The organism is Luteibacter sp. 1214 (assembly GCF_031455395.1).
In the GTDB taxonomy this organism is placed as follows: domain Bacteria; phylum Pseudomonadota; class Gammaproteobacteria; order Xanthomonadales; family Rhodanobacteraceae; genus Luteibacter; species Luteibacter mycovicinus.
This window is the reverse complement of sequence record NZ_JAVDSQ010000011.1, coordinates 61,000-85,541: the sequence shown is the minus strand read 5'-3', so window position 1 is coordinate 85,541 and position 24,542 is coordinate 61,000. Positions and strand designations below refer to the sequence as shown.

Annotated in this window: 19 protein-coding genes and 3 pseudogenes; 15 read left to right on the top strand and 7 right to left on the bottom strand. The window is 58.7% G+C overall.

Features of this window, described 5'->3' with window-relative positions:
* The first annotated feature begins 43 nt into the window (after positions 1 to 43).
* Positions 44 to 841 carry a class I SAM-dependent methyltransferase gene (locus tag J2X57_RS18675; RefSeq protein ID WP_309869324.1) on the top strand — a complete coding sequence of 266 codons (798 nt, stop codon included), beginning with the start codon at positions 44 to 46 and terminating at the stop codon, positions 839 to 841.
* Entirely contained in the window at positions 834 to 1,727 is an 894-nt protein-coding gene (locus J2X57_RS18670) for a glycosyltransferase family 2 protein (RefSeq protein WP_309869322.1), read from the top strand. The genes J2X57_RS18675 and J2X57_RS18670 overlap by 8 nt, the downstream gene beginning before the upstream one ends.
* On the opposite strand, the gene J2X57_RS18665 is transcribed toward J2X57_RS18670, so the two are convergent.
* From J2X57_RS18665 to J2X57_RS18640, 6 genes are all read right to left on the bottom strand, one after another.
* Positions 1,722 to 2,903 (bottom strand): oligosaccharide flippase family protein, encoded by a 1,182-nt coding sequence (locus J2X57_RS18665; protein WP_309869321.1) that lies wholly within the window; start codon positions 2,901 to 2,903, stop codon positions 1,722 to 1,724. The two genes, J2X57_RS18670 and J2X57_RS18665, sit on opposite strands and share 6 nt — an antisense overlap.
* Positions 2,904 to 2,947: 44 nt before the next feature.
* Complete coding sequence (locus J2X57_RS18660; RefSeq protein WP_309869318.1) at positions 2,948 to 4,927, bottom strand: hypothetical protein; 1,980 nt, start codon at positions 4,925 to 4,927, stop codon at positions 2,948 to 2,950.
* Positions 4,924 to 7,014 (bottom strand): tetratricopeptide repeat protein, encoded by a 2,091-nt coding sequence (locus J2X57_RS18655; protein WP_309869316.1) that lies wholly within the window; start codon positions 7,012 to 7,014, stop codon positions 4,924 to 4,926. Before J2X57_RS18655 ends, J2X57_RS18660 begins: the two co-directional genes overlap by 4 nt.
* 109 nt (positions 7,015 to 7,123) lie before the next feature.
* The gene (locus tag J2X57_RS18650; RefSeq protein WP_309869313.1) at positions 7,124 to 7,564 is read right to left on the bottom strand and encodes a pilin; all 441 of its coding nucleotides are present in this window, start codon (positions 7,562 to 7,564) and stop codon (positions 7,124 to 7,126) included.
* A 305-nt stretch (positions 7,565 to 7,869) separates the two neighbouring features.
* Entirely contained in the window at positions 7,870 to 8,304 is a 435-nt protein-coding gene (locus J2X57_RS18645) for a pilin (protein WP_309869311.1), read from the bottom strand.
* Positions 8,259 to 9,719 carry a hypothetical protein gene (locus J2X57_RS18640; protein WP_309869309.1) on the bottom strand — a complete coding sequence of 487 codons (1,461 nt, stop codon included), beginning with the start codon at positions 9,717 to 9,719 and terminating at the stop codon, positions 8,259 to 8,261. Before J2X57_RS18640 ends, J2X57_RS18645 begins: the two co-directional genes overlap by 46 nt.
* A gap of 140 nt (positions 9,720 to 9,859) precedes the next feature.
* On the opposite strand from J2X57_RS18640, the gene J2X57_RS18635 reads away from it, so the two are divergent.
* The 8 genes and pseudogenes from J2X57_RS18635 to J2X57_RS18600 all read left to right on the top strand — a co-directional run bounded on the left by J2X57_RS18635 (position 9,860) and on the right by J2X57_RS18600 (position 18,887).
* The gene (locus J2X57_RS18635; RefSeq protein WP_309869308.1) at positions 9,860 to 11,953 is read left to right on the top strand and encodes a S9 family peptidase; all 2,094 of its coding nucleotides are present in this window, start codon (positions 9,860 to 9,862) and stop codon (positions 11,951 to 11,953) included.
* A 129-nt stretch (positions 11,954 to 12,082) separates the two neighbouring features.
* Positions 12,083 to 12,337: a hypothetical protein gene (locus tag J2X57_RS18630; protein WP_309869306.1), complete on the top strand. Its 255-nt coding sequence runs from the start codon at positions 12,083 to 12,085 to the stop codon at positions 12,335 to 12,337.
* Complete coding sequence (locus J2X57_RS18625; protein ID WP_309869305.1) at positions 12,337 to 12,888, top strand: hypothetical protein; 552 nt, start codon at positions 12,337 to 12,339, stop codon at positions 12,886 to 12,888. The genes J2X57_RS18630 and J2X57_RS18625 overlap by 1 nt, the downstream gene beginning before the upstream one ends.
* Before the next feature lie 111 nt (positions 12,889 to 12,999).
* Positions 13,000 to 13,503 (top strand): hypothetical protein, encoded by a 504-nt coding sequence (locus tag J2X57_RS18620; RefSeq protein WP_043692854.1) that lies wholly within the window; start codon positions 13,000 to 13,002, stop codon positions 13,501 to 13,503.
* Between the two features lie 1,609 nt (positions 13,504 to 15,112).
* Complete coding sequence (locus tag J2X57_RS18615) at positions 15,113 to 16,051, top strand: RHS repeat-associated core domain-containing protein (protein ID WP_309869302.1); 939 nt, start codon at positions 15,113 to 15,115, stop codon at positions 16,049 to 16,051.
* An 805-nt stretch (positions 16,052 to 16,856) separates the two neighbouring features.
* Positions 16,857 to 17,096: a hypothetical protein gene (locus J2X57_RS18610; RefSeq protein WP_043692862.1), complete on the top strand. Its 240-nt coding sequence runs from the start codon at positions 16,857 to 16,859 to the stop codon at positions 17,094 to 17,096.
* 108 nt (positions 17,097 to 17,204) lie between these two features.
* A pseudogene (locus tag J2X57_RS18605) lies at positions 17,205 to 18,248 on the top strand (IS3 family transposase).
* 114 nt (positions 18,249 to 18,362) lie between these two features.
* Entirely contained in the window at positions 18,363 to 18,887 is a 525-nt protein-coding gene (locus J2X57_RS18600) for a hypothetical protein (protein WP_156128497.1), read from the top strand.
* Between the two features lie 102 nt (positions 18,888 to 18,989).
* Here the strand turns inward: J2X57_RS18600 and J2X57_RS18595 are convergent.
* Positions 18,990 to 19,199, bottom strand: a pseudogene (locus J2X57_RS18595) (IS3 family transposase); the annotation flags it as partial.
* Between the two features lie 64 nt (positions 19,200 to 19,263).
* Between J2X57_RS18595 and J2X57_RS18590 the strand changes: the two are divergent.
* The 5 genes and pseudogenes from J2X57_RS18590 to J2X57_RS18570 all read left to right on the top strand — a co-directional run bounded on the left by J2X57_RS18590 (position 19,264) and on the right by J2X57_RS18570 (position 24,531).
* Positions 19,264 to 20,394 (top strand): annotated as a pseudogene (locus tag J2X57_RS18590) (IS3 family transposase).
* A gap of 114 nt (positions 20,395 to 20,508) precedes the next feature.
* Positions 20,509 to 20,838 carry a hypothetical protein gene (locus tag J2X57_RS18585; protein WP_043692872.1) on the top strand — a complete coding sequence of 110 codons (330 nt, stop codon included), beginning with the start codon at positions 20,509 to 20,511 and terminating at the stop codon, positions 20,836 to 20,838.
* A gap of 1,384 nt (positions 20,839 to 22,222) precedes the next feature.
* Positions 22,223 to 22,753 carry a hypothetical protein gene (locus J2X57_RS18580; RefSeq protein WP_309869299.1) on the top strand — a complete coding sequence of 177 codons (531 nt, stop codon included), beginning with the start codon at positions 22,223 to 22,225 and terminating at the stop codon, positions 22,751 to 22,753.
* Between the two features lie 297 nt (positions 22,754 to 23,050).
* Positions 23,051 to 23,593: a hypothetical protein gene (locus tag J2X57_RS18575; RefSeq protein WP_309869297.1), complete on the top strand. Its 543-nt coding sequence runs from the start codon at positions 23,051 to 23,053 to the stop codon at positions 23,591 to 23,593.
* A 353-nt stretch (positions 23,594 to 23,946) separates the two neighbouring features.
* On the top strand, positions 23,947 to 24,531 hold the full coding sequence (locus J2X57_RS18570) for a hypothetical protein (protein WP_309869295.1): 585 nt from the start codon (positions 23,947 to 23,949) through the stop codon (positions 24,529 to 24,531).
* Positions 24,532 to 24,542: the final 11 nt, after the last annotated feature.

Here is a 24,542-nt window from a genome sequence, read left to right as displayed (position 1 = left end):
CGAAATACAGCCTCGCCGTGCAATGTCCCTGAGACACCTCGGAATGAGCATGGTGGCCGGGTATATGAGCCGGCGATTCGGTTACGCAAGCAAGTCACGGTCGGTTCTTGGCTTCCTGGGCTTTATCGTATTCAGTGCCCTAGAACCGTTACGCCTGAAGCTTGATTATCATGGCCGTCACTTGTTCCTCGTCGGTGACAACGGACGTCGTGTGCTTGATGTTGGCGCTGGGAACGGCGAGTTTCTCAAGCGTGCGGGGTCGATGGGTTGGTTCGCGACTGGGCTCGATCCCGATGCGGCCGCCGTAATGGCATGCCAAAAGCAGGGGCTCGACGCAAGGTTCGGTTCTATAGAAGACGTCGATGATCGCGATTTTCCGGCAGCCTTCGACGCCATCACGTTGCGTCATAGCATTGAGCACGTGCCCTCTCCGCAGGCCGACCTCCTTCAGTGCCTGACGAAGTTACGGCCAGGGGGGATGCTTTGGCTTGCATGGCCTAATCCCCGTGGCCCCGGTGCAACAGTCTTCGGTCCCGCCTGGCGGGGGTTGGAGATGCCGCGACACCTTTGCATACCAAGCGAAGCGGCGATGCGTCACATGCTGGAGGACGCTGGCTACGTCTCCATACGTACGATTCGCCGGGGGCACCACGCTCGAAGTTTTGCTCGCGGTAGCGGCCTCATCGCTTCGTATCGGCCGGGCGCCGCGAACCGGATCCGTCGGGCCATCGCCGGGATCGTGGGTCATCTGGCGGACGTCGCGGCAACATTTCATGCTCGCGGCGGCGAGGAATTGGTCATGGTCGCTTTTGCGCCAGAAGAGAACGTAACCCGTGGCTAAATGCATCGCGGTGATGCTGCATTTTCGTAACGTCGCCATGTCCGTGCGCTGCGTCGGATCGCTGGTGAGTGAAGGGGTGGATGCCCTCGTCATTGTCGACAACTCCGAGGATGGCGGCGTCTCTGTGCGAGAGCTCAAGCAAGAGTTGGAGGGCGCTTCAATAAAGGTCGACTATATCGAGCCGGGTCGGAACCTGGGCTTTTCGCGAGGTGTCAATGAGGCCGTCCGGCTGATTTCACGTCGCGAGCGAGACGTCGACGTGCTATTGATCAACAGTGACGCGACATTGATTCCTTGCACGGTGGAGCATCTTCTACAAGCGGTGTCCGGGACGTCGCCGGTGGTCGCGGCCCCGAGCATCGATGGGCCCACAGGACTGGTCCCGGCGCGAACGTTCTACAGACACCTTACGGCGACCATTTCGCCTGTGGGCCCCGGATGGCGGGGGCATGCCCTGCTGGGTGGCGCGTGCCTGATGATCCATCGGGAGCTGGTTGTCGCACCCTTGTTCGACGAGTCGTTTTTTTTCTATGGCGACGATATTGAGTTCGGCTATCGCATGACCCGTCGAGGTGTACCGCTCGTGGATGTGCCGGCCGGTGTCGTGGTGCATCAGGGGTCCGGAAGTAGTCAAAACGGCTCACTTTTTTATGAGTACCACATGTCCCGGGCGCACCTCGTACTCACGGTTAAGTTGGGATATGGCGTGGCAGGGTGCGTTTTGCTGGCCGTAAGCCGGATGCTGTTCCTGGTCCTGCGAGCCGCCGTACGCAGCGTGCGTTTCGGCTCGTTGAGGCCTTGGCGCGGCCTCGCAATGGCGATATCCGACCTGGCACGCGGGAAGCTTCGTACCCTGACCCCTCCAGCGGAGCGTTTAGGTTCATAGGTTGCGCAGTGCGCGTCGGACCAGCAGCCAGCCGTAACACGCCATTGCAAATTCGGCGAGAGACAAGCCCACAGCCATCCCTTTGGGGCCAGCCATTCGGGAGCCAATAGTCAGGAGGCTACCGAGTGCCACGACACCTGCCAGTTCGAATTGTAGTCTCTGTAATGGATGGCCGAGGGCGACGAGGATGGTTCCCGCAGCGAGGCGTAGTGAGACAAATGGGGCAGCCAGGGCGACGAAGGGCATGAGCTTCGCAGCCTGTGAGTACTGGTTGCCGAGCATCAGCGGGATAACGGGTGACAGGCCGTACATCGCCACGCCACCAATCAATCCCCAGATCGCCGCCAGTCCACCTAGCGTAGCAATCAGCTTTCGCCCTCCCTCTGTTGGATCTGCAGCATGGCGGAACAGTCTCGGTTGTGCTGCCAGGAGAACGCCGACCATTGGCATGACGACGGCATTCATGATTCGGGAGGTGGCGCTGTAAATGCCCGCGGAGTGCTCGTCGAGAAGTACGGGCGAAACAATCTTGTCGAACTCGGTTGGATTCGCAGCAACAACGTGCATTGCCGCGTAGCCAGATCCACTGGTCAACTCCTCGCGGCTTGGGCGACGGGCTTTCCAGGACAATGCGACGAAGCTCGATGTGATCCCGAGAGCAGCCATCAATCCGGCGGCAGCGGCGACAGCCTGGGTGATCACAAAGCCGGTGGCGGTAATTCCAGAAAAAAGCAGGCAGGCAGTCGCCGCACACATGCGAAGAAACAGCGGAAGTGTGAGCAGCAGTTGCCCTGTCGGGACTCGGCCCACTGCCTGAAGCACGAAGGAAAGCAGCAGCGTCAGCGGGGAGATAAGCAACTCGACCGCGCCAATGATAGCGAGTGCGGTGATTGACAATACGCCTCCTGCGATCGGGCGAGCGATCAACGGAAAGGCGATGCTCAGCAGAAAGCCTAAGCCGATAGTTAGCGGCCACCCATAGCTCCAGACGTCACCCGCGGCTTCGGGATTGCTTGCAGCCCTCTTCATAAGGATATAGCCCGATCCCAGGTTGGGAATGAGCCCCATCACAACGGCAAGAGACGCGGCGGCAATGTAGCCTCCATAGAGCGTCGGCCCGAGAAGGCGAGTAACGAGGATGAGTGTCAACCCCTGCACAGCGATGCGCGTCGCCATGATGGCGATGGTCCGGAGACTGCTGAGCGCAAGCGGGCGGCCCGTCATTGACAATCCGCTCCCTGAGCGCAACGTGCATCCTTCAGGTCGCCGATCGACGCTCTGAGCGAATCGATGTCGTGACTGAGGCGACCACCGATATTCATGGAAGACAGTGCGCTGAGCTGTTCCTTGGCCACCGCGACGTTACCTCTATCCATGGCGATCCGAGCAAGGGTAATGCGGTAGGCCGGTTCATTGGGGGCCTTTTCGACGGCTTCGGTCTGGACGCGGTAGGCCAGGTCATGGTCTTTGATGACTTCAAATGCAAAATTCGCGTACATCGCTAGTAGGCGCGGGCTCCTCCGGTCATGCGAAAGGGCTGCACCGAAAGCATCAAGTAAGTTCTGAGCCGGGAAGTGACAAGCGTTGTCTCGAAGGCACTGTGCGAGGGCGTCGAGAGAGCTTTCGTCCTGAATCGTTGCGGGGTGCGCCTTGAGTTTTGATTCGATGCTCTGCCACCAGGCGTCCTTCACCGGAAGATTCATCCGGGACGTCATGAATATCAATGCCTGCTCAGGAAGTACAGACGACCCGGGAATTCTCGCGGCGTGCTCGAGAGGCTCATAGACCAGTGGAATGAATGGCGATTTGGAATCGTAATTCGAATAGATGATGTATGTCCGTCCCAATTCATATTGGGCGCGCGGTGACTCGGGAGCTCGATAAGCCAGTTCTCGCGCCAGTGCGAGCGGATTGCCCCAGGCGGTGGAGGTCATCCACGTTATGAATATCCAGTGGAACATCAGCATGCCGAGGCATGCGCCGGCGAGGCCTCTGAAAAACGAGTTGGGTGAGGGGATGGCTGCAACCGCCGCTCCAAGCGCCAGAATCAGGGCCATGCTGGAGAAATAATTTCGATGCTCGTAGACCAACTCCAGTGGCAATACGGTACCGGTGAGCAAGTGGCAACCGAAATACAAAGCGATGCCCAGTCCTGCCAGCGGTATGCGGTTGCGGAGCCACCATGCGAGGGCAAGGAGGGCTGCGATTCCAGCAATCGACAAGGCTGTGGATGGTGGAGAGAGGATGCCTTGCGAAATGACGAAGTCGTCGTGATAGAAAGAGAGCGCGCGAGGCGTCGGCAGAATCGTCCACGCGATGTAATCCATGACGATACGGGCTTCGCTCAGTAGTCTCGTATCCAGTGTGAAGTCACGAGTGACCCAGGTTGATGAGTTCAGCAGCCCTGGCGTGAGCCAGACGGCGCCCGCTACCAGTGGAAGAAAAAGGATGATGATGAAGAAGGTGACAATCCGCTTGTCAGTGCGTTTCCCCAGCTCGGAAGCAGTGCGGCCCCGAAATATGAATATCTCAACCAGGGCGGCATAGAGCGGTAGCAGGACGGCGGTTTCCTTGGCCAGGGCGCCGGCGGCGGTGGCTGCTACTACGCTTATCGTGGCAAGGGGCAGGCCGAGCGTCTTTCCGTTGAGCATGCGCTGTCGGCCTGCGATATAGCCCCACAGCCCCAGCAGCACGGCGAAATTCGCCATGCTCTCCATGCGTTGCACGATATAGAGCACTGAACTGATGTTGATGGGAAGTACGAGCCACGCGGCAGCCATCAGGGCAGCGTAACGATCCCCCATGCGCGTACCCGGACCATCCGAACCTTCGCTGCGTGCTGCGCGGAGGAGGGACCTCAGGAGCAGGAACGCGGCAATTCCGTTAAGGAGGTGAATGAAGAGATTGGTGATCTTCATTGCAGGCGCATTGGTGCCTGTCGCGAGGTAGTTGATCGCGAAGCTGAGCGAAGCTAGCGGGCGTTTGAAATCGCTCGCCGGTGATGAAAGCGCCGCCTTGGTGAGCTCAGCGACACTGGCGTCCGTGATGTGCACGCCTGGGTTGTCGACGATGTTGGGATAGTCGTCGAATAGCCACGTGCCGGTAAGCCCTGGCCAGTAGGCCATGGCCGTCATCATCAGGCCAATACCGAGAAGAACCCAGGGGCGCGACAGGTGATGCAGCAGTGTGTTCCATTTCATGGGGTGACTCCTGCGTCGGCTTCCAGCGTAGCGACAAGATGCGCCCGTTCACGTGGCCAGTAGTCTTGCCTGCGCAATACCCAGGAATGCACGGCTGCCATGCCCCAGCCATCTGCGGGATCGGCGACGGCGAGGCGGTCGTAGACGGACAGGTGCTCCAGACCGAGTCTTGCATGCCCGGCGGAGCCTAGCTCGGCGGCCTGGCGGAGTGCGACAGGTTCTCTTGGCTCGAGCAGCAGCCCTCGATTGAAGTGAACGAGTGCGGTATCCGCATCGCATCTCGCCAGAGCCAGCGCCCCGAGTGCGTGCTCGAGGTCTTGCTTTCTGCCGGCTGAAAGCCTCGGGTTGGCAAGCCCGGCCTCGGCCAGGTGTTCAAGATCTTCGAAAGTGAGGCCGGGGCATTGGTGCGCTGCGACGGCCTGAATGGTTCGGGCATACCAACTCGATATCAGCGCGCCCGGGTCTCGTGTCAGGCCGAGCGATCGGCGAGCGGAATCGACATCCTTCGCGCTAAGGTCGCCGAGTTGGCAATGGGCTGCCACCAAATTGAAGGCAACCTGAACTTCGCCGGGCGATTTTTCAAGTAACGGCGCTAGTCGTGTTACAGCGCGAGAGGGCTGGCCTTGTCGGAGCTCTTCCTGCGCAGCGGTGACCTGGGCCCGGGCCGATGTTGGATTAAGTCGCGCCCAGAGCGTGGCCTGGTGCTCGGTATCGCCCCACACCGATGCGTTTGCATAAGTCATCGTGAAGAGCAGTGTGATGGCAATGACTGCGAGCACGTGGCGCACTATCGAAGCAGGAAAGAGCGGTCCAGCTGTTGTCTTGGTCAGATCGATGGGCAGACCCGCCAACCACAGCCCCGCCGGCCAGAACAACATCAGGGACGGGAGGTAGTTTCGGTGCTCGAAGTACAGTTCCAACGGCACACTTGTTGATTCAAGCAGATGGCCGGTCAGGAAGAACATGACCGCGCCGGCTGCGGCGCGCCACCACGTTCGGGTCAATGCGGCGAAAGTAACCAGAAAGATCAGGCCGACGAGGGCGATTGAGGTCGTCCATGGGGTCCGGAGATCCACCGAGACGACGGTTGTGTCGTTGAACACGCCAGCTGTGTAGGGATGCGGCAGCCACAGCTGCCCGAGGTACTCCCAGAGAATGCGCGGTTCCGTAAGCAAACGCTGGCCTTCCGTCCATGGCCGGTGTGGAATGCCGTGGAATATGCCTGCCCAGGCGAGGTATGCCAGCGCGAAAAAGATAACAGCTGTGGATATCCAGCAGATTGTCAGAGATAAGCTGTGTATACGGCCTGCGTGTCTGCCACTTGCAGAAAACGGAGGCAGCAGGATCTTGTCGACGACCAGAATCAGGGTTGGCAGAAGCAGTCCGTTTGCTTTGGACAAGCCAGCCAGAAGCGTGCAGCCGACGATTGCCGTGATTGCCATGGCTGCGCCGGCTCCTCGGCGCGCTTGTGCGAGTAAGCGACGAGCCCTTACCCATGCAAGTATGCCCAGGAGACTGAAGGTGGCCGGTAAGATGGCTTCTCGCTGGACGATGTATAGCGTCGTTGAAACCAGAAGCGGGTGGAGAACCCACAAGAAGGCGGATATCAGTGCCGCATTTCTGAATCGATGTTCCGTGGATGCGCCCGGCTTGCGGTGTGCCCACTCTCGCCCTATGGCATTAAGGAGGAAATAGAGCAGTACTCCGTTCAGGATGTGAAGGAGGACATTAGTTCGCTTGAAGGGGCGGGGATCCGCCGGCCAGTCATGCGCATCGATCAGGAAGCTCAGGACGGCGAGTGGTCGGCCGATCGGATCAGCTGTGCCTGACGTAACGTAGCGGGCGAGCGCCGGTGCGTTATCAACCGGGCCGCCGTCGCCGAGTGCCGGCAGGTTCGCAAAATCGTCGAAAACGAATGTGCCCGTCAGTCCGGGTCGGTAGGCTAGCCACACCACGAGTACAAGGACGAAGGGGAGTGCGAGGTGTAAAAAGCTTCGTGGGATCATTGGCCTGACGAGATGGCTCGCCACGTGGTCATGGCTGTCGAGTGGAGGCGACGCGCCATTGTGACCGTCGCGGTTGCCCAACTAGTCTAACGGTGGTCCCACTGTGGCGATAGATTCGGTGCCTTCTAAGCCGAACCAAAAAAAAGGAGCCGCAAATGCGGCTCCTCTCCTTCTTGCCATGCGATTTGACTTACGAACGGCAGTTCGACGGCAGGTAGTTGCTCTTGATGGTGCTGCTCTTGCAGGTCCACGAGATGGAACCGGTATTGGTGATCGGCGACAGCTGCAGAGTCGACGCCTCGGGAATCTTCGTGCTGGCCTTCTTGCCGCCGTACGCAGCCGTGATCAGGCCCGTCGCGTTGCCAACCGTGATGCTCTTGACGTACTGGCCGTTGATGCTTCCTGCCGACGCGAGACCTGCGGACTGATTATTCGGCGGGAAGCGACCGGTGTTCTGGAAGAATTCGGCCACGGCCGTCTTAGCGCCGTCAGCAAGGACAGGGCCTTCCGAAACCTGCGAACGGATGGTGTAGTCCTGGTAAGCCGGGATAGCGATGGCGGCCAGGATGGCGATGATCGCGACGACGATCATCAATTCGATCAGGGTAAAACCTTTCTGCACGTTCTTCATGGCGTTTCCTATCTTTGTGGTGGTTAGCTAACCGATTGTGATGCCCCCTGAGCCCCGGTTCCGAATCCCCCTAGGAAGGGTCGGCCCCCTTTCGCACTCACGTGGTCAGGTACGACCAGGAAGCTCGTGATGTCACCTGCATGTTGCGTGCCACGGGTGACGGCGCGTATTCCCTCATATTACGCCTGCCGGAATTGTGCCGGTTGTCACGTCTCTTGAGCAACAGGAAAATTTCCTGAGCATTCAATGTCCTGCGGCATGACGATATGCGTCACATGGTGACATTGAGCGTCACCTGCATCGATTCATCGGCAAGCTGTCGGCAGGTAACGGCTATCCATCGGAGACCCCTTGCACACCCACGCGATGGCACCCGCACCGGTGATCGGGGAAAGCATGATCGCGCTCGACTGCACGTGCGAGTTGGCCCCTCTTGAGTCGTAGAAGACGGTGACAGCTCCATCCGTAACACGTACGGCGGAAACGTACTTACCGCCGATCGATGTCTCGGCGGCAAGGCCCGCGGATTCGTTCGAGTGCGGAAGGCGACCCTTGTCCGCGAAGAAATCCCAGACGGCCGTCTTCGCGCCCGTCGATAAGTTGATGCCTTCCGATACCTGAGCGCGAATCGCATAGTCCTGGTACGCCGGGATCGCAAGGGCTGCAAGTATCGCGATGATTGCTACGACAATCATCAACTCGATGAGGGTGAAGCCTTTTCCGATATTCGAGGCGCGCATGGTTGAATTCTTGGCTGGATGTCGCGCAAGCGCAGCACATTTCGTACCAGCCAAAGCCCTCGGGCCTTGGGTGCCTCCGCGTTGTGACGTGAATCACCAAACTCGACCCGAACAGCTCTTCGGGTGGAATAGATGTGCTTACAGGCATCTATCAATCTGGTGCAAGCGAAAACAGCCATGGCAATCTCCGCCCCTCTGAAAGGCACGGCGTAACGGGGCTCCGATTGAAAAATGCCGTAGATAACAGTGATGTACATCAGCAGAGATGCCGTCAGTTTCGCGCCGTGGGTCTCCTTCTCTATAAGCGCAAGGAGGCAGCCGACGAGCATGGCCAAACCCAGCCAGGGATTCAGCGTGGCGAGCACCTGCGTGACGTGCCAAGCTAGGCCGTTGTTCTGAAGGGGGGAGTTTATGGTGGGGAACACATAAATATGCCCGGCCGCGATGCGAAGGCTCCAATCCCACAATAGTGCTGGCTTGGAGGCATACCAAGCGAGATAGTGAAGCGGGTGCTCTCGTATCCTGGTCTCTATCTCTTGCAGGCCCGCTTTGTGGTCATGCACCGCCACAGCGATCTCGGCGTCAATCGACTTGATCGTACGCACGCCGCCGGCGTCGCCGGCCGAGGACGCCAGCCACGCACTGTGGTAGTCAGGCCATGAGCCCTGCACTAGATTGATCATGGCTCGTGAGTTCGAAGATGGCCCTTCGACCGTTGTGAGATTCCGGATGGTCCAGCATGCAGGGAGGAGCGCAGCTGCTATGAAAATAATCCCAAACTGCTTCCGGTATTGGCGCAGAGTCAGCCAGCCGATTGCCGCCACGAGGGGGAGGAAGGGGGCTACGACTGAATTGGTAAGGCCTGCGCATCCAAATAACAGGGCACCACCCACGAGGTCGCGGGTTCGTTGACGCGCCCAGCCTTCAGCGGTCCATGCCAGGCCAGCGGCAACGAGAAATCCTAGTAGCGTCTCGCTCACGAGATAGGCCGATATCGTGATCGAATGCGGCCATATGGCGAGCAGACTAGCCAGGGCGATCAACGTCCCCTTTCGAAACCAGTGCCGCGCGAGCAGCAGATAAAGGGTGACTGTGAGAGCGCCCAGAGCTGCCTGAGCACATTGGAGAGCCCAATAACGGAGGCCAGCGTCTTGTATGGCTGCGATCCAAGGCACCAGGAACAGGGGGTAGCCGGGGTCACGATAACTGTCAGGGACGCGTGGCGCGCTGCCCGATGCCAAGGAAAAGACGTGGTGCTGCACGAGATTGACGGCATAAGACACGTAGTCGAGCGCGTCGCCGCGCACGGGTCGCACGACGTAAGCGGTCCTGAAGAACCAATAACGCAACGCAAACGCAGCGAGCGTCGCGATCGCAATAATCCATCCCGTACCGCGTCGGGTTGTACTCGCCATGCTGTATCCCCTGTTCACTGCGTGGATCCCCTCGAACGGCAGATCGTACAGGACTGCGCCCTGATGGCAGAAATCCGGCGTCTTGCGTGTCCTCCCTGCACCACTTAACGTGCGAACTGCCTTTCCACGAGACCCTGCGTATGAAACCACTCCTCGCCGCGCTGGCCCTCGCCCTCGCGTCCGGCCCCGTTCTGGCCGCCGACGCCGACAGCGCCGCCACGCACCCGTTCTCCATCCGCGATCTGGTCATGATGGATCGGGTGGGCGACCCGCAGCTTTCCCCCGACGGCCGCTATGCGCTGTTCACCGTGCGGGCGACGGATTACGCCGCGAACAAGGGGGTCACCTCAATCTATCTGATGGACCTCAATAAGCCGCCGCAGCCGGTCAAGGTGGTGGAGAAGGGCTCCTCGCCCCGTTGGGCGCCGGATGGGCAGTCCATCTATTACACGACGCCAAAGGACGGCGTGGCCCAGGTTTTCCACCGTAGCTTTGAGGCGGACAACACCAAGAGTCTGGCGCTGACCGTCCGCGCCGGTGACGCCGTGACCGACGGTCCGCTGGACGTCGGCTCGTTCAAGCTATCGCCCGATGGCACGAAGCTGCTGTTGAGCTACGAGGTCTTCACCGACTGCGCCGACCTGGCCTGTACCAAGGAGCGCCTGGATGGCCGGGAAAAGGACAAGTCCACTGGCACGGTCTACGACAAGCTGTTCGTCCGTCACTGGGATACCTGGGCCGATGGTCGCCGCAATCAGCTTTATATCGCTGATGCGTCGGCCCCCTCGCCGCCTTTGTTGCTCAGCCGCGGTATTGACGGCGACGTGCCGAGCAAGCCGTTCGGTGGCGAGGACGAGTTCGCCTTCTCGCCCGACGGCAAGACCGTCTACTTCGATGCCCGCATCGCCGGCACGACCGAGCCATGGTCGACCAACTTCGACGTCTACAGCGTTCCGGCTGATGGCTCGGCTGCGCCGACCAACCTGACGACGGACAACCTCGCGTGGGACGCTAACCCGCTGGTGTCGCCGGACGGAAAGACGCTTTTCTATACAGCCATGAAGGATCCGGGCTCGGAAGCCGACCGTTTCGGTATCTGGGCGCTGGATATCGCCACGGGCGCGAAGCGCGAGATCGATCCGTCGTGGGACGCTTCGGCAAGCAGCCTGCAGATTTCGGCGGACGGCAAGACGCTTTACACCACGACCGACGACAAAGGCCAGCATCCGCTGTTTGCTGTGGACGTCGCGACCGGTAAGGCGACCATCCTGGTGACCGACGGTGCGGTGGGTGGCTTCTCTGCGGGCACGAAGAAGATCCTGTTGACGCGCGACGACCTCAAGCGTCCGGCGGATCTGTATACCGCCGACCTTAAGGGGAAGGGCCTCAAGCAGGTATCGCACTTCAACGCCAAGCGCATCAAGGGCGCGCAGACCGGTGACTTCGAGTTCTTCACCTTCAAGGGTGCGAACAACGACAGCGTGCAGGGCTACGTGGTCAAGCCGGTCGGCTACAAGAAAGGTAACACCTATCCGGTCGCCTTCATCATTCATGGCGGCCCGCAGGGCGCGATGACCAACAGCTGGAGCTATCGCTGGAACGCCCAGACCTATGCGGGGCAGGGCTTCGCGGTGGTGACGGTGAACTTCCACGGTTCAACCGGATACGGTCAGGCCTTCACCGATGCGATCTCGGGCGACTGGGGCGGCAAGCCGCTGGAAGACCTGAAGCTCGGCTGGAGTGCCGCGCTGTCGAAGTACAGCTTCCTCGATGGCGATCGTGCCTGCGCTCTGGGCGCGAGCTACGGCGGATACATGGTGTATTGGATCGCCGGTGTGTGGAACCAGCCCTGGAAGTGTCTCGTCGATCACGACGGCGTCTTCGATGCGCGTGCCATGTACTACGACACCGAAGAACTCTGGTTCGAAGAGAAAGAGAACGGCGGTACGCAGTTCGATCATCCGGAGAACTACGAGCGTTTCAACCCGATCAATCACGTGAAGGACTGGCGCGTGCCGATGCTGGTGATCCACGGCGGTAAGGACTTCCGCATACCGGAAACGCAGGGACTGGGTGCGTTTACGGCGTTGCAGCGTCGTGGCATTCCGAGCAAGCTGTTGCACTTCCCGGATGAGAATCACTGGGTGGTGAAGCCGCAGAACAGTGTTCAGTGGCATGAGACGGTGAATGCGTGGTTGAAGGAGTGGACGGCTCCCGGGGCTGGCGCGAAGTAAGCGTAGTCATTGAGCGGCGGCCTTAGGGTCGCCGTTCTTTCATCGACGAGGAGGTGGTGTATGAGGGGCCGGGGCAATGAGCGTATTTTTTCGACGCGGGATAAGCGTGTTTTCCAGGCATGTGGGATAGTGCTGCTCGTCGGGGCGCTCGCGGTGGCTGTATCGCAGATCCGGCCGGCTGACGACTGGATTCATATCCTTGGCACCTTGTCGATCGCCGTCGGGTTCGTGGCGGCCTTCGGCATTTTGCCGACGCTTATGACCCGGGATCTCGTGCGGACAGCCGACGGCGCATTGCGGTTGGGCGCTGACCAGTGTGGAAGTCTTGTGAGGGCATACGGGCACGATGCATACGGTCAAACCGAACTGGTCGGTGACAGCTGATGCGCCGCTTTTTTTTGTTAATGTTTCTTGCCGCGCTTTTTGCTAGTGATTGTGTAGCTAGCGATCAAGGAAGTTTGGAGGCTGCTTTCTTTCGCGGGCGCACCTATGTCCAGCGTATGTCAGAGTTTCGAAACTATCGGGTTGACACTCAGTTAGAGCTGTTCTTCTACGGGAACCAAGTGATTCATCCCCCGGCGACTTACCTTGCCTCATGTTTCGCGATGAACGGGCCATCTGGCGTGAGGGTGATTCGGCGGAGGCTCTCCGGACATCTTACGACTCTAGAGATGCGCGATATCGCTTTGCTCCTTGAGACGATGCAAGCTATGGGCACCTACAGCGTTCGTGACGATGAGACGCTCATGGCTGCAATAGAGAAAAGCGTGTCGGAAGTTGCAGAAGGCGGATGGAAAGAGTCCATTGACGGCATGGTTGAGCAGATCAAGAGCGGGCGCGTTCGCGTTCGATCTGTTAATTCCCATTGCGGGGTTCGAGAACGAGTCGAAGGCAAGGGTATCGATCGGATCGATGCCCAAAAACAGATTGAGTAGCACCCCGGTTTCGAGTCAATCCACTGCGGGAATGAGATTGGACATGAAGAAGCGTTTTTTAAGAACAGATCATTGGCTTCCTGCGTGAGCCCAAGGCAGGCATGCCGATTCATGACCGGAAAAGAGCAAGAGAATCTTATGAAAAGGCTTTCTTTGTATCTGTTGTTTTTTGTCCTAGGCGCATCGTTCGGTATGCTTCTCTGCTGGTATGCCAGTCCTGTATGGTCGTACAACGAAGCGATTCGCTCTCGCGAGGATCTCGTGGATGCTTCGGTGTTGCAGTTTCGGGGTGGGCGGGTCGCCGAAGCGGCGGTACTGATGCAGCAAGCCAACGAGGTCGCGTCGCGGCCGGATCAGTCTTGGCCATTTCTGTTTCCCTGGCACGCGGCGGTTCTGCGTGTAACGGGGGTCTTTTCCGGCATTCACGTTTCGAAGGAATATCGCGCGGCAGAGACCGCCTATCTCTTTCGCATGTCTGGCCAGCATGATCGTGCTGGTCCGTATTACGAGCGCTTGCAGAAACAACGCGGCCGAACAACCGAGCAGTTAGACGTTTCGGCTTCCGCGTTCCTGCGTTCTGCATCAGCGTTCCAAGAGGAACAGGTGAAAGAGTGAGCTCAGAGAACTACGGGAAGTTCGGCTGCCTTTTCGAATCAAAAAAAGTATTGACCGCTGTGCAGTGGAGCGATCGCTTATAGAGATCCGTTCATCTGGCGCCGGCGCATTCTTGATGCGTACGCTCGCCTGCATCTAGAGGGGGCATTTAGCATCGCTCAGGTACGTCGGGAGGGCCTCGACCGTTTTGGGGCGGGATCTACGTCTCAACGGCTGAGCATGCATCGTCCGATCCATATGGGTATCGCTTTGTGCCGCGAGCGTCGAAAGACGCTAATTCAATGACTAATCGGTTTGCACAACAGTGGACGCGCATTCCTAATGTATTCAAGCGTGGCGCCGGAAGTGCGATTTTCGGTGCCCGCCGCGCGGCTGACTCCGGTAATTGAGGAAACTATGCGTTTAAGAAGCCTGTTCAGTTTTTCGCGAGAGCGAGTGCTTCCTTTCGAAGCTGAGGTTCTTGCGGCACTCGAGCTGTCTTTTTCTCCTGCGCTACTGCCGCGACTGAGGGCGCAGTTGGGTGAAATAAACAAAGTTCAGCGGTTGACCAAGGGTCGAGAAGTCAACTTCTATCGAATGAAAATGGGGCGGCCCAGTTTTGACGGGGCAGCCCGCATTCCGACGGAGCACCTCGAGGCCGTAGTGGCACAAGTTAAAGTTAGACTATTAAGCACTGACGATCTAATCCAGGTTTCTGTAGCCTTGAGCAAGTCGGTACCTTGACAGGCTAATTTTAGGGAGAACTTCGCTGTCGAGTCGTGTCTGATCTCGCACGACGTCTTGAGTCCGGTTGGCGCTTCGCAAAGGCCGCAGGGAACGGCTCCTTCGGGCCTCGCTCAATGGTGTTTGGATGGGGCGATAGACTCTTGGCGGGAGGCGATTGGCGCGGCCGATCGTTCTGTCAAGCTGTCAAATTTGCGGACCGCCCTGCCGCGAGATTACCTCGACGTCCTTGAGATATCTGATGGATTCTCGTCCGGTCGGGTCAGGGTGAACGGAGCGGCAGAACTCGGACCGACAGCAATGGATCACGGAAGCATGGTTTTTTTGGCTGAAGTTGGTGAGATCTTTGGTGTCGGTGTACCTCAAGATGTCCCGAGCTTCGCGCTTCAGATAGTAGATTATTCAACAGGCGACATCTCGTATGCGGTCAGCATCGAGCTTCGCGATGCCATAATCGAGGGGATTATTTTGTCTGACCAGCGATCAAATCGACAGCGATAAAAGCTTTGCTCCGTGGGTATAGGGGAGTTCCGTTTGGGTTCTAACGTGTAATGAACGGAATGCGGGTTAGATGGAAGGCTGCCTCCGCGGAACGGCCGGCAGCCTAGCCCATGCCTTCTGCGTGGTGACGCCGAGAACGAGGCGTGTGAATGTCAGCTTTTTAGTGTGCGGGCTGTTGATTTGTCGCCTCCCGGCAGGCTGATGCGCATGGGGATCCAGTGCACCGCCCGGGCACACGCCCGGAAGTGCTGGGAGCGGGACAGGATCTGATGCATCATGGCTGTCCATTGTGCAGGGGATAGCCATGGAGACGAAGGGGGTGCATGTGTCGGGTGCTCAGGGAATAGAATAAGCCCTGTCCCCGTTAGGGATTTCCAGGCGATATGTGGGGAATGCGCGAAATCAGCTAGTTGAAGTCAAGGAGGGTGAAACTACTGTCCTCTCATTCAGTTACGACCCGTTGGGGCGAAGGGCGACAAAGAGTACGAGCGGAGCTGTTCCCACCCGCTATCAATGCGACGGCATCGATGTTGCCAGGACATCGGGTGGCAACGGGTCGAGATCCTACGTCAACGGCCCTTTCGTCGACGAGCATCTCTGGGCCAGAGGTGCGACCAGTGACTTCTTTCTCGCCGATGGTCTGAACAGCACCGTAGGGCTTGCCGATCCGGGCGGAGCCTTGATTGGAAGGCTTAACTACGGTGAGTATGGCAGTACGACCGGCCAGGCTTCGGTCCAGGAGCGGTTCCTTTACACAGGTCGCGAGATGGATGACGACGATTTCTACTACTATCGCTTCAGATACTATGAGCCGTCGCTTGGTAGGTTCATCAGCGAAGACCACACACGATTAGCTGCAGGACCTAACTTGTACGGATATGTCCTTCAGGATCCGATCAATAACATCGATCCCTTGGGCCTCTGGACTCTTCAGATCGGATTTCAGGTCAGTTACTCGGTAACTTTCTTTGGGGTCGGAGTTTCTGGCACGCTTGGTATGGGCGCAGCCATCGACGGGCATGGAAACGTTGCCGCGTTCTCATACGATGGGCTTGGTGGAGCGCTGGGTACGCCGGGCGCGTCGGCTGGCGTGCAGACGGCGGTATCCGACGGCGATACGATTTGCGCTCTAGGGGGCAAGTTCAATAACGCTAGTCTTGGAGGTGGATGGGGGCCTGATGCAACCGGCGACGCTTTCTGGGGGCCGGGCGAGCATGGGCAGCCCGTGGTGGGCGCAGGGGTAACCATCGGTGCCGGTATAGGAGCCTCGGGATCTGTAGGTCAGACCGATACCACCCTAGGCGATGTGGGGCACTTATGGTGAGCCTTGCAAGATGGAGGGATGTTGCCGGTGGAATCGCGGCATCGTCCTTCGTTGTCGGAAAGCTGATATATGGGAGCATCTTGCAGACCGCACCTCGCACTCAAGATGCTGTTCACAGTATTGCGGTCCCTTTTAAAAGTTACACTGTGTACCTGAGCGAGTCTCAAGAAAGATGGAATGATGGACCTACGATGGTCGCGGTAAGCTTTGCCGCAGTGGCATGTGTACTGACTGTGATCATCTGGTCCCGCGATCGTTGATACGGATATATGCACTGCTACGTCATTCATCGCTTTGGTGGGTACAGCAAAGAAAAGCACGTGCCGTGCTTCGTGGCGGGGATGACGTGAACTGGGCAAGCAGTAAATTCTACGTATACGCCAAAATCCGTGACTGGAATTTTCGTTTGCAAGACTGCGTACGGGCGGTTACGAGTGTTCCCTGTGAGCTCTCGAACTGGTCGCCAAACTACCGGCGACACCCGCCGATCGACACGGAGGGGCGCGAGGCGTCCGTAGGGGCGCTAAATGTTGTCTTCGGGCCCAACATGCAGATAAGGAGCACGTGCCTTACGAAGAGGCTGGTGCGTGTACCGCGGAATGCTGCACGTACGGCCGATGGATTGCCCGAACCGACACTGTCACGCGCAAAGCCCCCTCTGACACAGCCGCGTCATCGGGTATGGTGCGGCGAGGGGAGGTTGTGCAGGCGATGCGTGGGACAGTGGTAACGACGGTGCCCGGTGTGACCCGCGTCGTGGCCCCGGTGAAGCTGGGCTACAAGAAGGGCGGAGACGCACCTCTGCTTGATCTGGTGCCTGGCGGTGACGCTGTACCCCGTGGGGGAAGCCTGCGATCGCTTCTGGTATCGCGGTGAAGTCTATTCGGATCAGATCGACCTGCCGGAGGACGCCTTCGGCGATCCACCTTTCAGCAAGCAGCTGAAGGTGATCTCGCGGCCCGTGTATGCCTGGTGGGCCGAGGTCCGGCTGACGTCGGGGCGGACGGGGTGGGTCGTCGTCGATGCGACGTCCCCCCAAATTTGAGTAGCGCCCCGGTTTCGAGTTCAATCCCCCACGAGAAGGAGATTGGACGTGAAGAAGCGTTTTACCGAAGAGCAGATCATTGGCTTCCTGCGTGAAGCCGAGGCGGGCATGCCGGTCAAGGACCTGTGCCGCAAGCACGGCTTCAGCGAGGCGTCGTACTACCTTTGGCGAAGCAAGTTCGGCGGCATGAGCGTGCCCGAAGCCAAGCGGCTGAAGGATCTGGAGTCGGAGAACGGCCGACTTAAGAAGCTGCTGGCCGAGCAGCTCCTGGAAAACGAGGTCATCAAGGAAGCGCTGCGAAAAAAATGGTGAGCGCACCGGACCGGCGCGAGCTGGTGCGCTATCTGATCGGCCGAGAACTGAGTGAGCGTCGGTCACTAGCGATCGCCGGCATAAGCGCAAGCGCTTACCGATACCAACCGCGGCGCGACGCTAACGTCGAGCTGCGCGAGATGATCTGCGCGCTGGCGAATCGCCAAAAGCGCTACGGCGTCGGCATGATCTACCTCAAACTCCGCCAGGCCGGTCAGATGGTCAACTACAAGCGAGTTGAGCGCCTGTACAAGGAGGCGAACCTGCAGGTGCGCCGACGCAAAAGGAAAAAGGTGCCCCCGGCCGAAAGGCAGCCACTGCTCCGGCCCGCAGCGGCGAACGAGGTTTGGTCCATCGATTTCGTCTTCGACCGCACCGCCGAAGGGCGCGTCCTGAAGTGCCTGACGATCGTCGATGACGCCACGCATGAGGCAGTCGCCATCGAGATCGAGCGGGCGATCTCAGGTATCGGCGTAACGCGCGTCATGGACCGCCTGGCCGTCACACGGGGCCTGCCGAAGATCATTCGCAGCGATAACGGAAAGGAGTTTTGCGGCAAGGCCATGGTCGCGTGGGCACACGAACGCGGCGTGCAGCTGCGCCTGATCGAGCCTGGCAAGCCGAACCAGAACGCCTACATCGAATCGTTCAACGGAAGGCTTCGCGATGAATGCCTCAACGAACACTGGTTCCCCAGCCTGCTGCATGCCCGGGCCGAAATCGAAAGCTGGCGACGGGAATACAACGAAGAACGACCGAAGAAGGCGCTCGGCGGGTTGACTCCCGCGGCTTACGCGAAACAGTTACATTAACCCCGGACTCAAATCGGACCGCTACTAAAGGCGGGGGGACGTCGCCTGAGCCTCAGGCCCCACCGCCTCCCGACAACCACTTCCCTTGGGCCGGGATGGATTTCTCCGGCGCGGGCTTTCAATAGCTACCGGGTTTTAAGCTATGGATGACAGTGCTACATTCAAATATGGGAGGCTTGCGTGGCTGGTGCTGCTTGTTTCGCTGGCCATAGTCAGCATGGCGACCTATGCATTCATCCGCGCAGCTCAGCAATTTCGACCGGGTGACTTGCCTTTCTTCATCGTGGGTATCCCCTTAGTCACCGTATGTGTGGTCAGCCCTCTTCTCGCCTATCGAGACGTAGTAATTTCTTCCAAAGGGATCGGAAGATCCTTTTTTGGAGTTTGCACGGGTCTCATTCCCTGGGAACGCGTTACCAGCGTTCGTTGCGGCGTCCTGTCTGGGAATGACCAGTCGGTCAATACATACCATCTCCGTGTCGGCAACCGCGCCATCTTCGGAGGGGTACGTTTGATGACGATGATTGACGACGTCGACGAACTGATAGCGAAAGTCAGTGCGGAAGTCGAGCGACGCGCGATTCCCGTGACAGCTTGGCATGCTAATAAATTGGTTACCTTGGAGCGGTTGCCACCCCCGATAAAGGGACCGGCGGCGTGGGAATGAGTTTTAGAGAGGGTTCCGGACAATCTCGTCACGTCACGTCGTTAGCAAGAACCCATGACAAGCGTCATGATGGCCGTTGGATCGCCCTACTTTCATAGACACTCAGTAGCCGGTTTGCACGGAATGCCGGTCGCGTTCTACCGGTGATAGATCGGCGGCCAAATCATGTCGGCGTACTGGATTGCAGAAGATCTCGATGTAGTCAAATATATCCGACGATGCGGCCGCGCGACGGGGATAGATCCGGCCCTTAATTTGGTCCTCCCTCAGCAGGCTAAAGAACGTCTCAGCAACGGCGTTGTCATGGCAGTTGTGACCTGCCCCCACTGGGCCATACCACGTGAAGCTGTAAAGTTCGTCGACCACGAGGACGAACATGAAGAAGAGTCGTTTCACCACCGAGCAGATCATTGGCTTCATCAAGCAGGCCGACGTGGGAATGGTGGTCTCGGAGCTGGCCCGGCAGCATGGCTTCAGCCCCGCGAGCTTCTACGCCTGGCGGGCCAAGTACGGCGGCATGGAGGCCGAGGACGCCAAGCGACTGAAGGAATTGGAGTCCGAGAACGGTCGGCTTAAGCGTCTGCTCGCAAAGGCCCATCTGGACATCGAGGCTCTGAAGGTCGGGTTCGGGGTAAAACGCTAGCGTCGCAACGCAAGCGCGAGGCAATCCGGCGCATGTGCGAGTTGACGCCGATCAGCGAGCGCCGGGCTTGCCGCCTTCCGGGGCTGTCCCGCGATGCTTTCCGTCATGAGCCGATACCCACGCCCGCCACGCAGGCGTTGTCGCTGCGACTGGTCGAGTTGGCGCAAGCACGCCGCCGCTTCGGTTACCGCCGCCTGCACGACCTCTTGAAGCCGGAATTCCCGACGGTGAACCAAAAGAAAGTGTATCGCCTGTAACAGGAGGCCAAGCTGTCGGTGCGCCGTCGCCGTAAGGCGAAGCGTCCAGTCGGCGAGCGCCAGAAGCTGCGCGTATCACGCCGGCTGAACGAGACCTGGAGCATGGGCTTTGTCTTCGATGCACTAGCCCACGGGCGCCGGATCAAGTGTCTGACTGTAGTCGATGACTTCACTCGTGAGAGCGTGGATATCGCCGTGGATCATGGTATCAGCGGTGCCTACGTCGTACGGCTTCTCGATCAGGCTGCCTGCTTCCGTGGCTATCCACGCGCCGTACGAACGGACAACGGGCCGGAATTCACCAGTCGCGCTTTCATCGCCAGGACGCAGCAGCATGGCATCGAGCACATCCTCATCGAACCGGGCTGCCCTACGCAGAACGGCTACATCGAAAGCTTCAACGGCAAGTTCCGCGACGAGTGTCTAAATGAGCACTGGTTCACGTCGCTGACCCAAGCGCGTGACGTCATTGGAAGCTGGCGTCGGGATTACAACGAGGTTCGGCCCCATGGCAGCTGTTGCCGCATCCCACTATCGTAATTCGCTGCCCATCACCGCGCACAATCCGACAACAACAGTAATCTTCAACCCCGGACTTTCACTGTGATCACTGGTACGGCGGCTGGGGGCAGGTCACCAGCCCTGGGTCACGTTGCAGTCTTCGAATGTCTCGATTCCGACATCGGGGCTGAAATAATTCGTTTACGCACCAGGAAACGCGTTGCTGTTTCAGGGGCTGTTCTACTCCAGCGGCCAGTCATCGATCCATTTACCCAGCCTGTCGGGCACCGGTACGTACCTGGTGCTGTTCTCGGTCGGTCAGGGAAGCGCCAGTTTCACGGCCGGTGTCCAGAGCGCAACGAAAGTGACGGACGCGGTCACCACACTCTCGGTTCAAGGGGCATCGCAGAGCGTGCGTGGCACGTTCTCGGCGCAGGGCGGCGACACGCTTGCTCTGAAGATCGTCGGCGCCACCACCAGCCCGGTCAACGCGAACGTCGGTTATGAAATACAATCGTTTTCCTTTTGTCGGTCGAGAGTTGGACGATGACGACTTATACTATTTTCGCTCACGCTATTATCGGCCGTCACAAGGTCGATTCATAAGCGAGAAATCTATTGGTTTCGCATCTGGCCAGCGAAACCTATACCAATACGTTGATGGATCTCCGACTAACTATATGGATCCCACGGGTCATTGCCCGCAGTGCATCGTTGGAGCCGTCATCGGCGGTGTCGCAGGGGGCCTTTCTGGTGGTGGGCGAGGCGCGCTTGCAGGCAGCATTATCGGTGCGGTGACCGGCGGTTGCGGTGCGTTGGCTGGCCCGGCAGCGGGTGCGGCTCGTGGCGATGCCATGACCGGTGTCGTTGGTGAGGCCGTTGCAGCGATGGTGGGGACTTCGGTTCGCGGGCTAGCTACGGGCGTGTATGTCGCAGCATCGGGCTAAGTCAGTACTATGGCCGGGAACGTAACCGCCGGTAAACCAGCTAACAAGCGCGCCGGGTGCGACGCTGCGTTCGGTTTTGCCGCACCTTGCCGTTCCGGTGAAGCGTTAGTCGCCACGCAGGTCGCGGAGTCTTCGTTAGTCACTGGCGGTGCCCTCGGAAGAGCGTCGCGAATTATCGGTCCTGTGGCTAGCGCCGCAGATCCACTCGGTGATTGCTGGACTCAACCCCCGCCCGGTGGTTATCACTTTCCCTACGGCAGCATGTATTTTTGATGCATATGAGAAATGTAGACGTCTTTAAGTACGGTTCGGCACGCTGGCTTGTCCCGCTGATGAGTCTGTCCATGCTCGCCGTTATTGGGTTTCTAACTACGCGTGTGTTCGAGCAGTGTCGCGAGGGCGATGGATGCATTCATTTGTGGTTCCTGTCAATGTGCGCTTTGCTGTTCATTTGGCCACCGCTTGCATACCGTGATGTAGTTGTGTCGACAGAGGGTATCGGACGCGCCTTCCCTGGGCTGCCAGGCCGTTTGGTCCCTTGGGGAGAAATCGTATCTGTTCGCTGTTTTTTTCTTACGGGCCCGGAGGGAAGGGCAAAGTCCTACCAGTTGCAAACCAGGCGCGGGAGCGACTTCGGGGCCGTGACAGTAAGAACCGTCATCGCTGATATTGATCGTTGGGTTGCTTTTGTGGATGCTGAAATCGCGCAGAGAGGTATACCGATTATGGCTTTGAAATCCGGAGTACTTACAAAACTCGAAAGATTGCCACCGCCGCTCAAGGGGCCTGAAGCATGGCGGTGAAGATTCGCCATCTCACCAAAACTGTAGTGATCGTTGCATGCCTCACTGTGGACCGCCCAGACTTTCGTATTCCAATAGGGCCGTCGTCCATGTCGCATCGTTCGATGGCACCGATGGGTGCGAGTGAGATTCAGAGAACGTGCGCATCACATGGAACGGCATTTGGGGTCAGAGCTAGACGATCATGAAAAATGTTGAAGTGTTCAAGTTTGGGGTCATGCGTTGGCTACTCCCGATAGTTTCTCTGGGAGTGATCGTTTTTTTTGTCGCCGCGATCGTCGACTTGACCCCGAAAGACCGCTCGGAACACTGGTTTCTGGTGCAGGTGCTTTTCCCCTTCGCCGTCATTTTCCATGTGTGTCTGGCGATGATATGTCGCGATGTGGTGATCTCGACCGAAGGCATTGGACGGTCCTTTCTTGGATTGCGAGGGCGCTTTCTACCGTGGGACGCCATCAGTTCCGTTGACTGCTGTCCGCTCCCTTCGTCAGATGGAAAGGTGAAGTACTACCACCTAAGGTGTGGGGGTCAGCGACGCCGCGGCGGCGTTACCCTGTGGAGCGCGATCGATGACGTCGAGCGGCTTGTCTCTCTGATCGAGGTCGAGATCAAGCAGCGGAAGATTCCCATTCTCAAGCGCAATGCGCTGGACACCGGGATGGTTGAGATGGAACGGATGCCGTCACCGGTCACAGATTACAGAGCATGGATCTGAGTGAGTAATGCATATGGTGAGGTCTACACTCGATGCGCTAGCAAGAGCGTTCGTAGCGATCTGCCTGCTTCTGCTATTTGTCGACCTCCACCTCACGTCGGTCTATTATCCCGGGGCTCCCCGTGTGCCCGACGCGTCCCATGGGGTGCCGGTAGCGTGCAAGGGGGGGCATGATTTATGTGACGAGCCAGCAGCAGGACATGATCACCTACGCTCTAATTGCCGGCCTGTGCGCAGGTGGCGTAGCGGTGGTGCTTTGGCTCGTCGATTGGTGCATCGACCGACGGAGGTCGGGTAATGAAACGTAGAACTGTATGGTTCGCAGTGACTGCCATTGTCTCCTTCGGCTCTGGCGCATTTTCGATGCTTGCGCTCGCATGTCTGTCGAGCGGTCACTGGGCATCTCTGGAATACGTCTACAAAGCATACGAACTCCGCCTCGACGGCGGCGAGGCCGCCGATAAGCAGGATTGGCGGAGCGTCGACCGGTCCTTCAGCGCGGTGCTGAAAGTGAAGGGCACAGAGGCTGATAACTGGCCCTGGTACTTTCCGTTGATCGGGTGGACCCATCTGGACTATACACAGGGGCCTGGCTTGTCCTACCAGACGGACGACCTGGAGATCGCAGCCTACGCTGCCTCACGCTCAGGCGACGAAGCGAGGGCTTCAGCAATCTACGGAAAACTTGAAAAGATCAGTCCCGGCACGGCAAGGAATGCATGGGACGCCCTCGCGCTCCGTTCTCTCGCGCATTTCGCTGATGCCGCTGACATATCCCGGAGGGGGAAGGCTCCCAGGATGGCCAGTGATCCTGTCCTCAATCCACCCGCCCCCCAATAAATATCCGGCCTTCCAGTCGTGAGATATACAGGTACCATTGAATGTGGATGAGGCGGATAACACATTGGGACACGGGACGATGGGCGCTTTACGCGGTGCTCTCGGGTTTCGCGTCCTGCTTGATGTTTTTTCTGTGCATTGCGCGCGCTCGCTACTGGTACAAGCGTGCCTGGAGTTCTGGGCTACCGGAGGGCTCATATAATCTGGCTATTGCTTACAGGTAGCGTGGCTTGATAGCAGCACCTGATCGCTGCACATGGGGATCCAGTGCGCCGCTCAGGCACACGTCCGGATGTGCTGGGAGCGGGACAGGATCTGATGCATCATGGGCGCGCATGGAGTAGGGGATAGCCATGGTGATGAAGGGAGGTATGTGTCGGGTGCTCGCCGCTTTGCCGTGCCTGGCCCTGACGGCGCAGGCATCTGCAAGCGACCTGAGCGTTTCCGGTCGTATTGAAAGTGGTTCCGTGGGCAGCGAATGCGTAGCGCAGCTTGTCAGGCCGGGAGCGATCATCGCAGAACGGCCTGTATCAGGAAATTTCAACGTCCGCTTCAGTGCGGAAGGGACGGGCGGTGCGTATCTGGTTGATTTGGTCTGTGATGGGTACCGGGTATACACGTCCCATCCCGTCGACCTTAAGTCGCGATCGCAGGTGCTCACCGTAGGAACCATCCACGCCGATCATCCATTCGATAGCGACGGCTGCGGGCAGCTGCGAGGTCAGGAGGCGGAAGCCGCAGTTCAACCCATGCGTCTTGCATTTGAGAAAGAGCGAGATATTCCGCTGGCTAAACTCAGTTTCGGGCCACCGATGGCTTGTTCAAAGGAGACGTATGTAATCGTGGAAGCCTTAGACGAGTACATTGGTCCCGGGATGCACTGGATCATATCCACCTCCGCCGTTGATGGGCGCACTAGAGTCGTGCGAGGCCTTTGATCATGATGCAG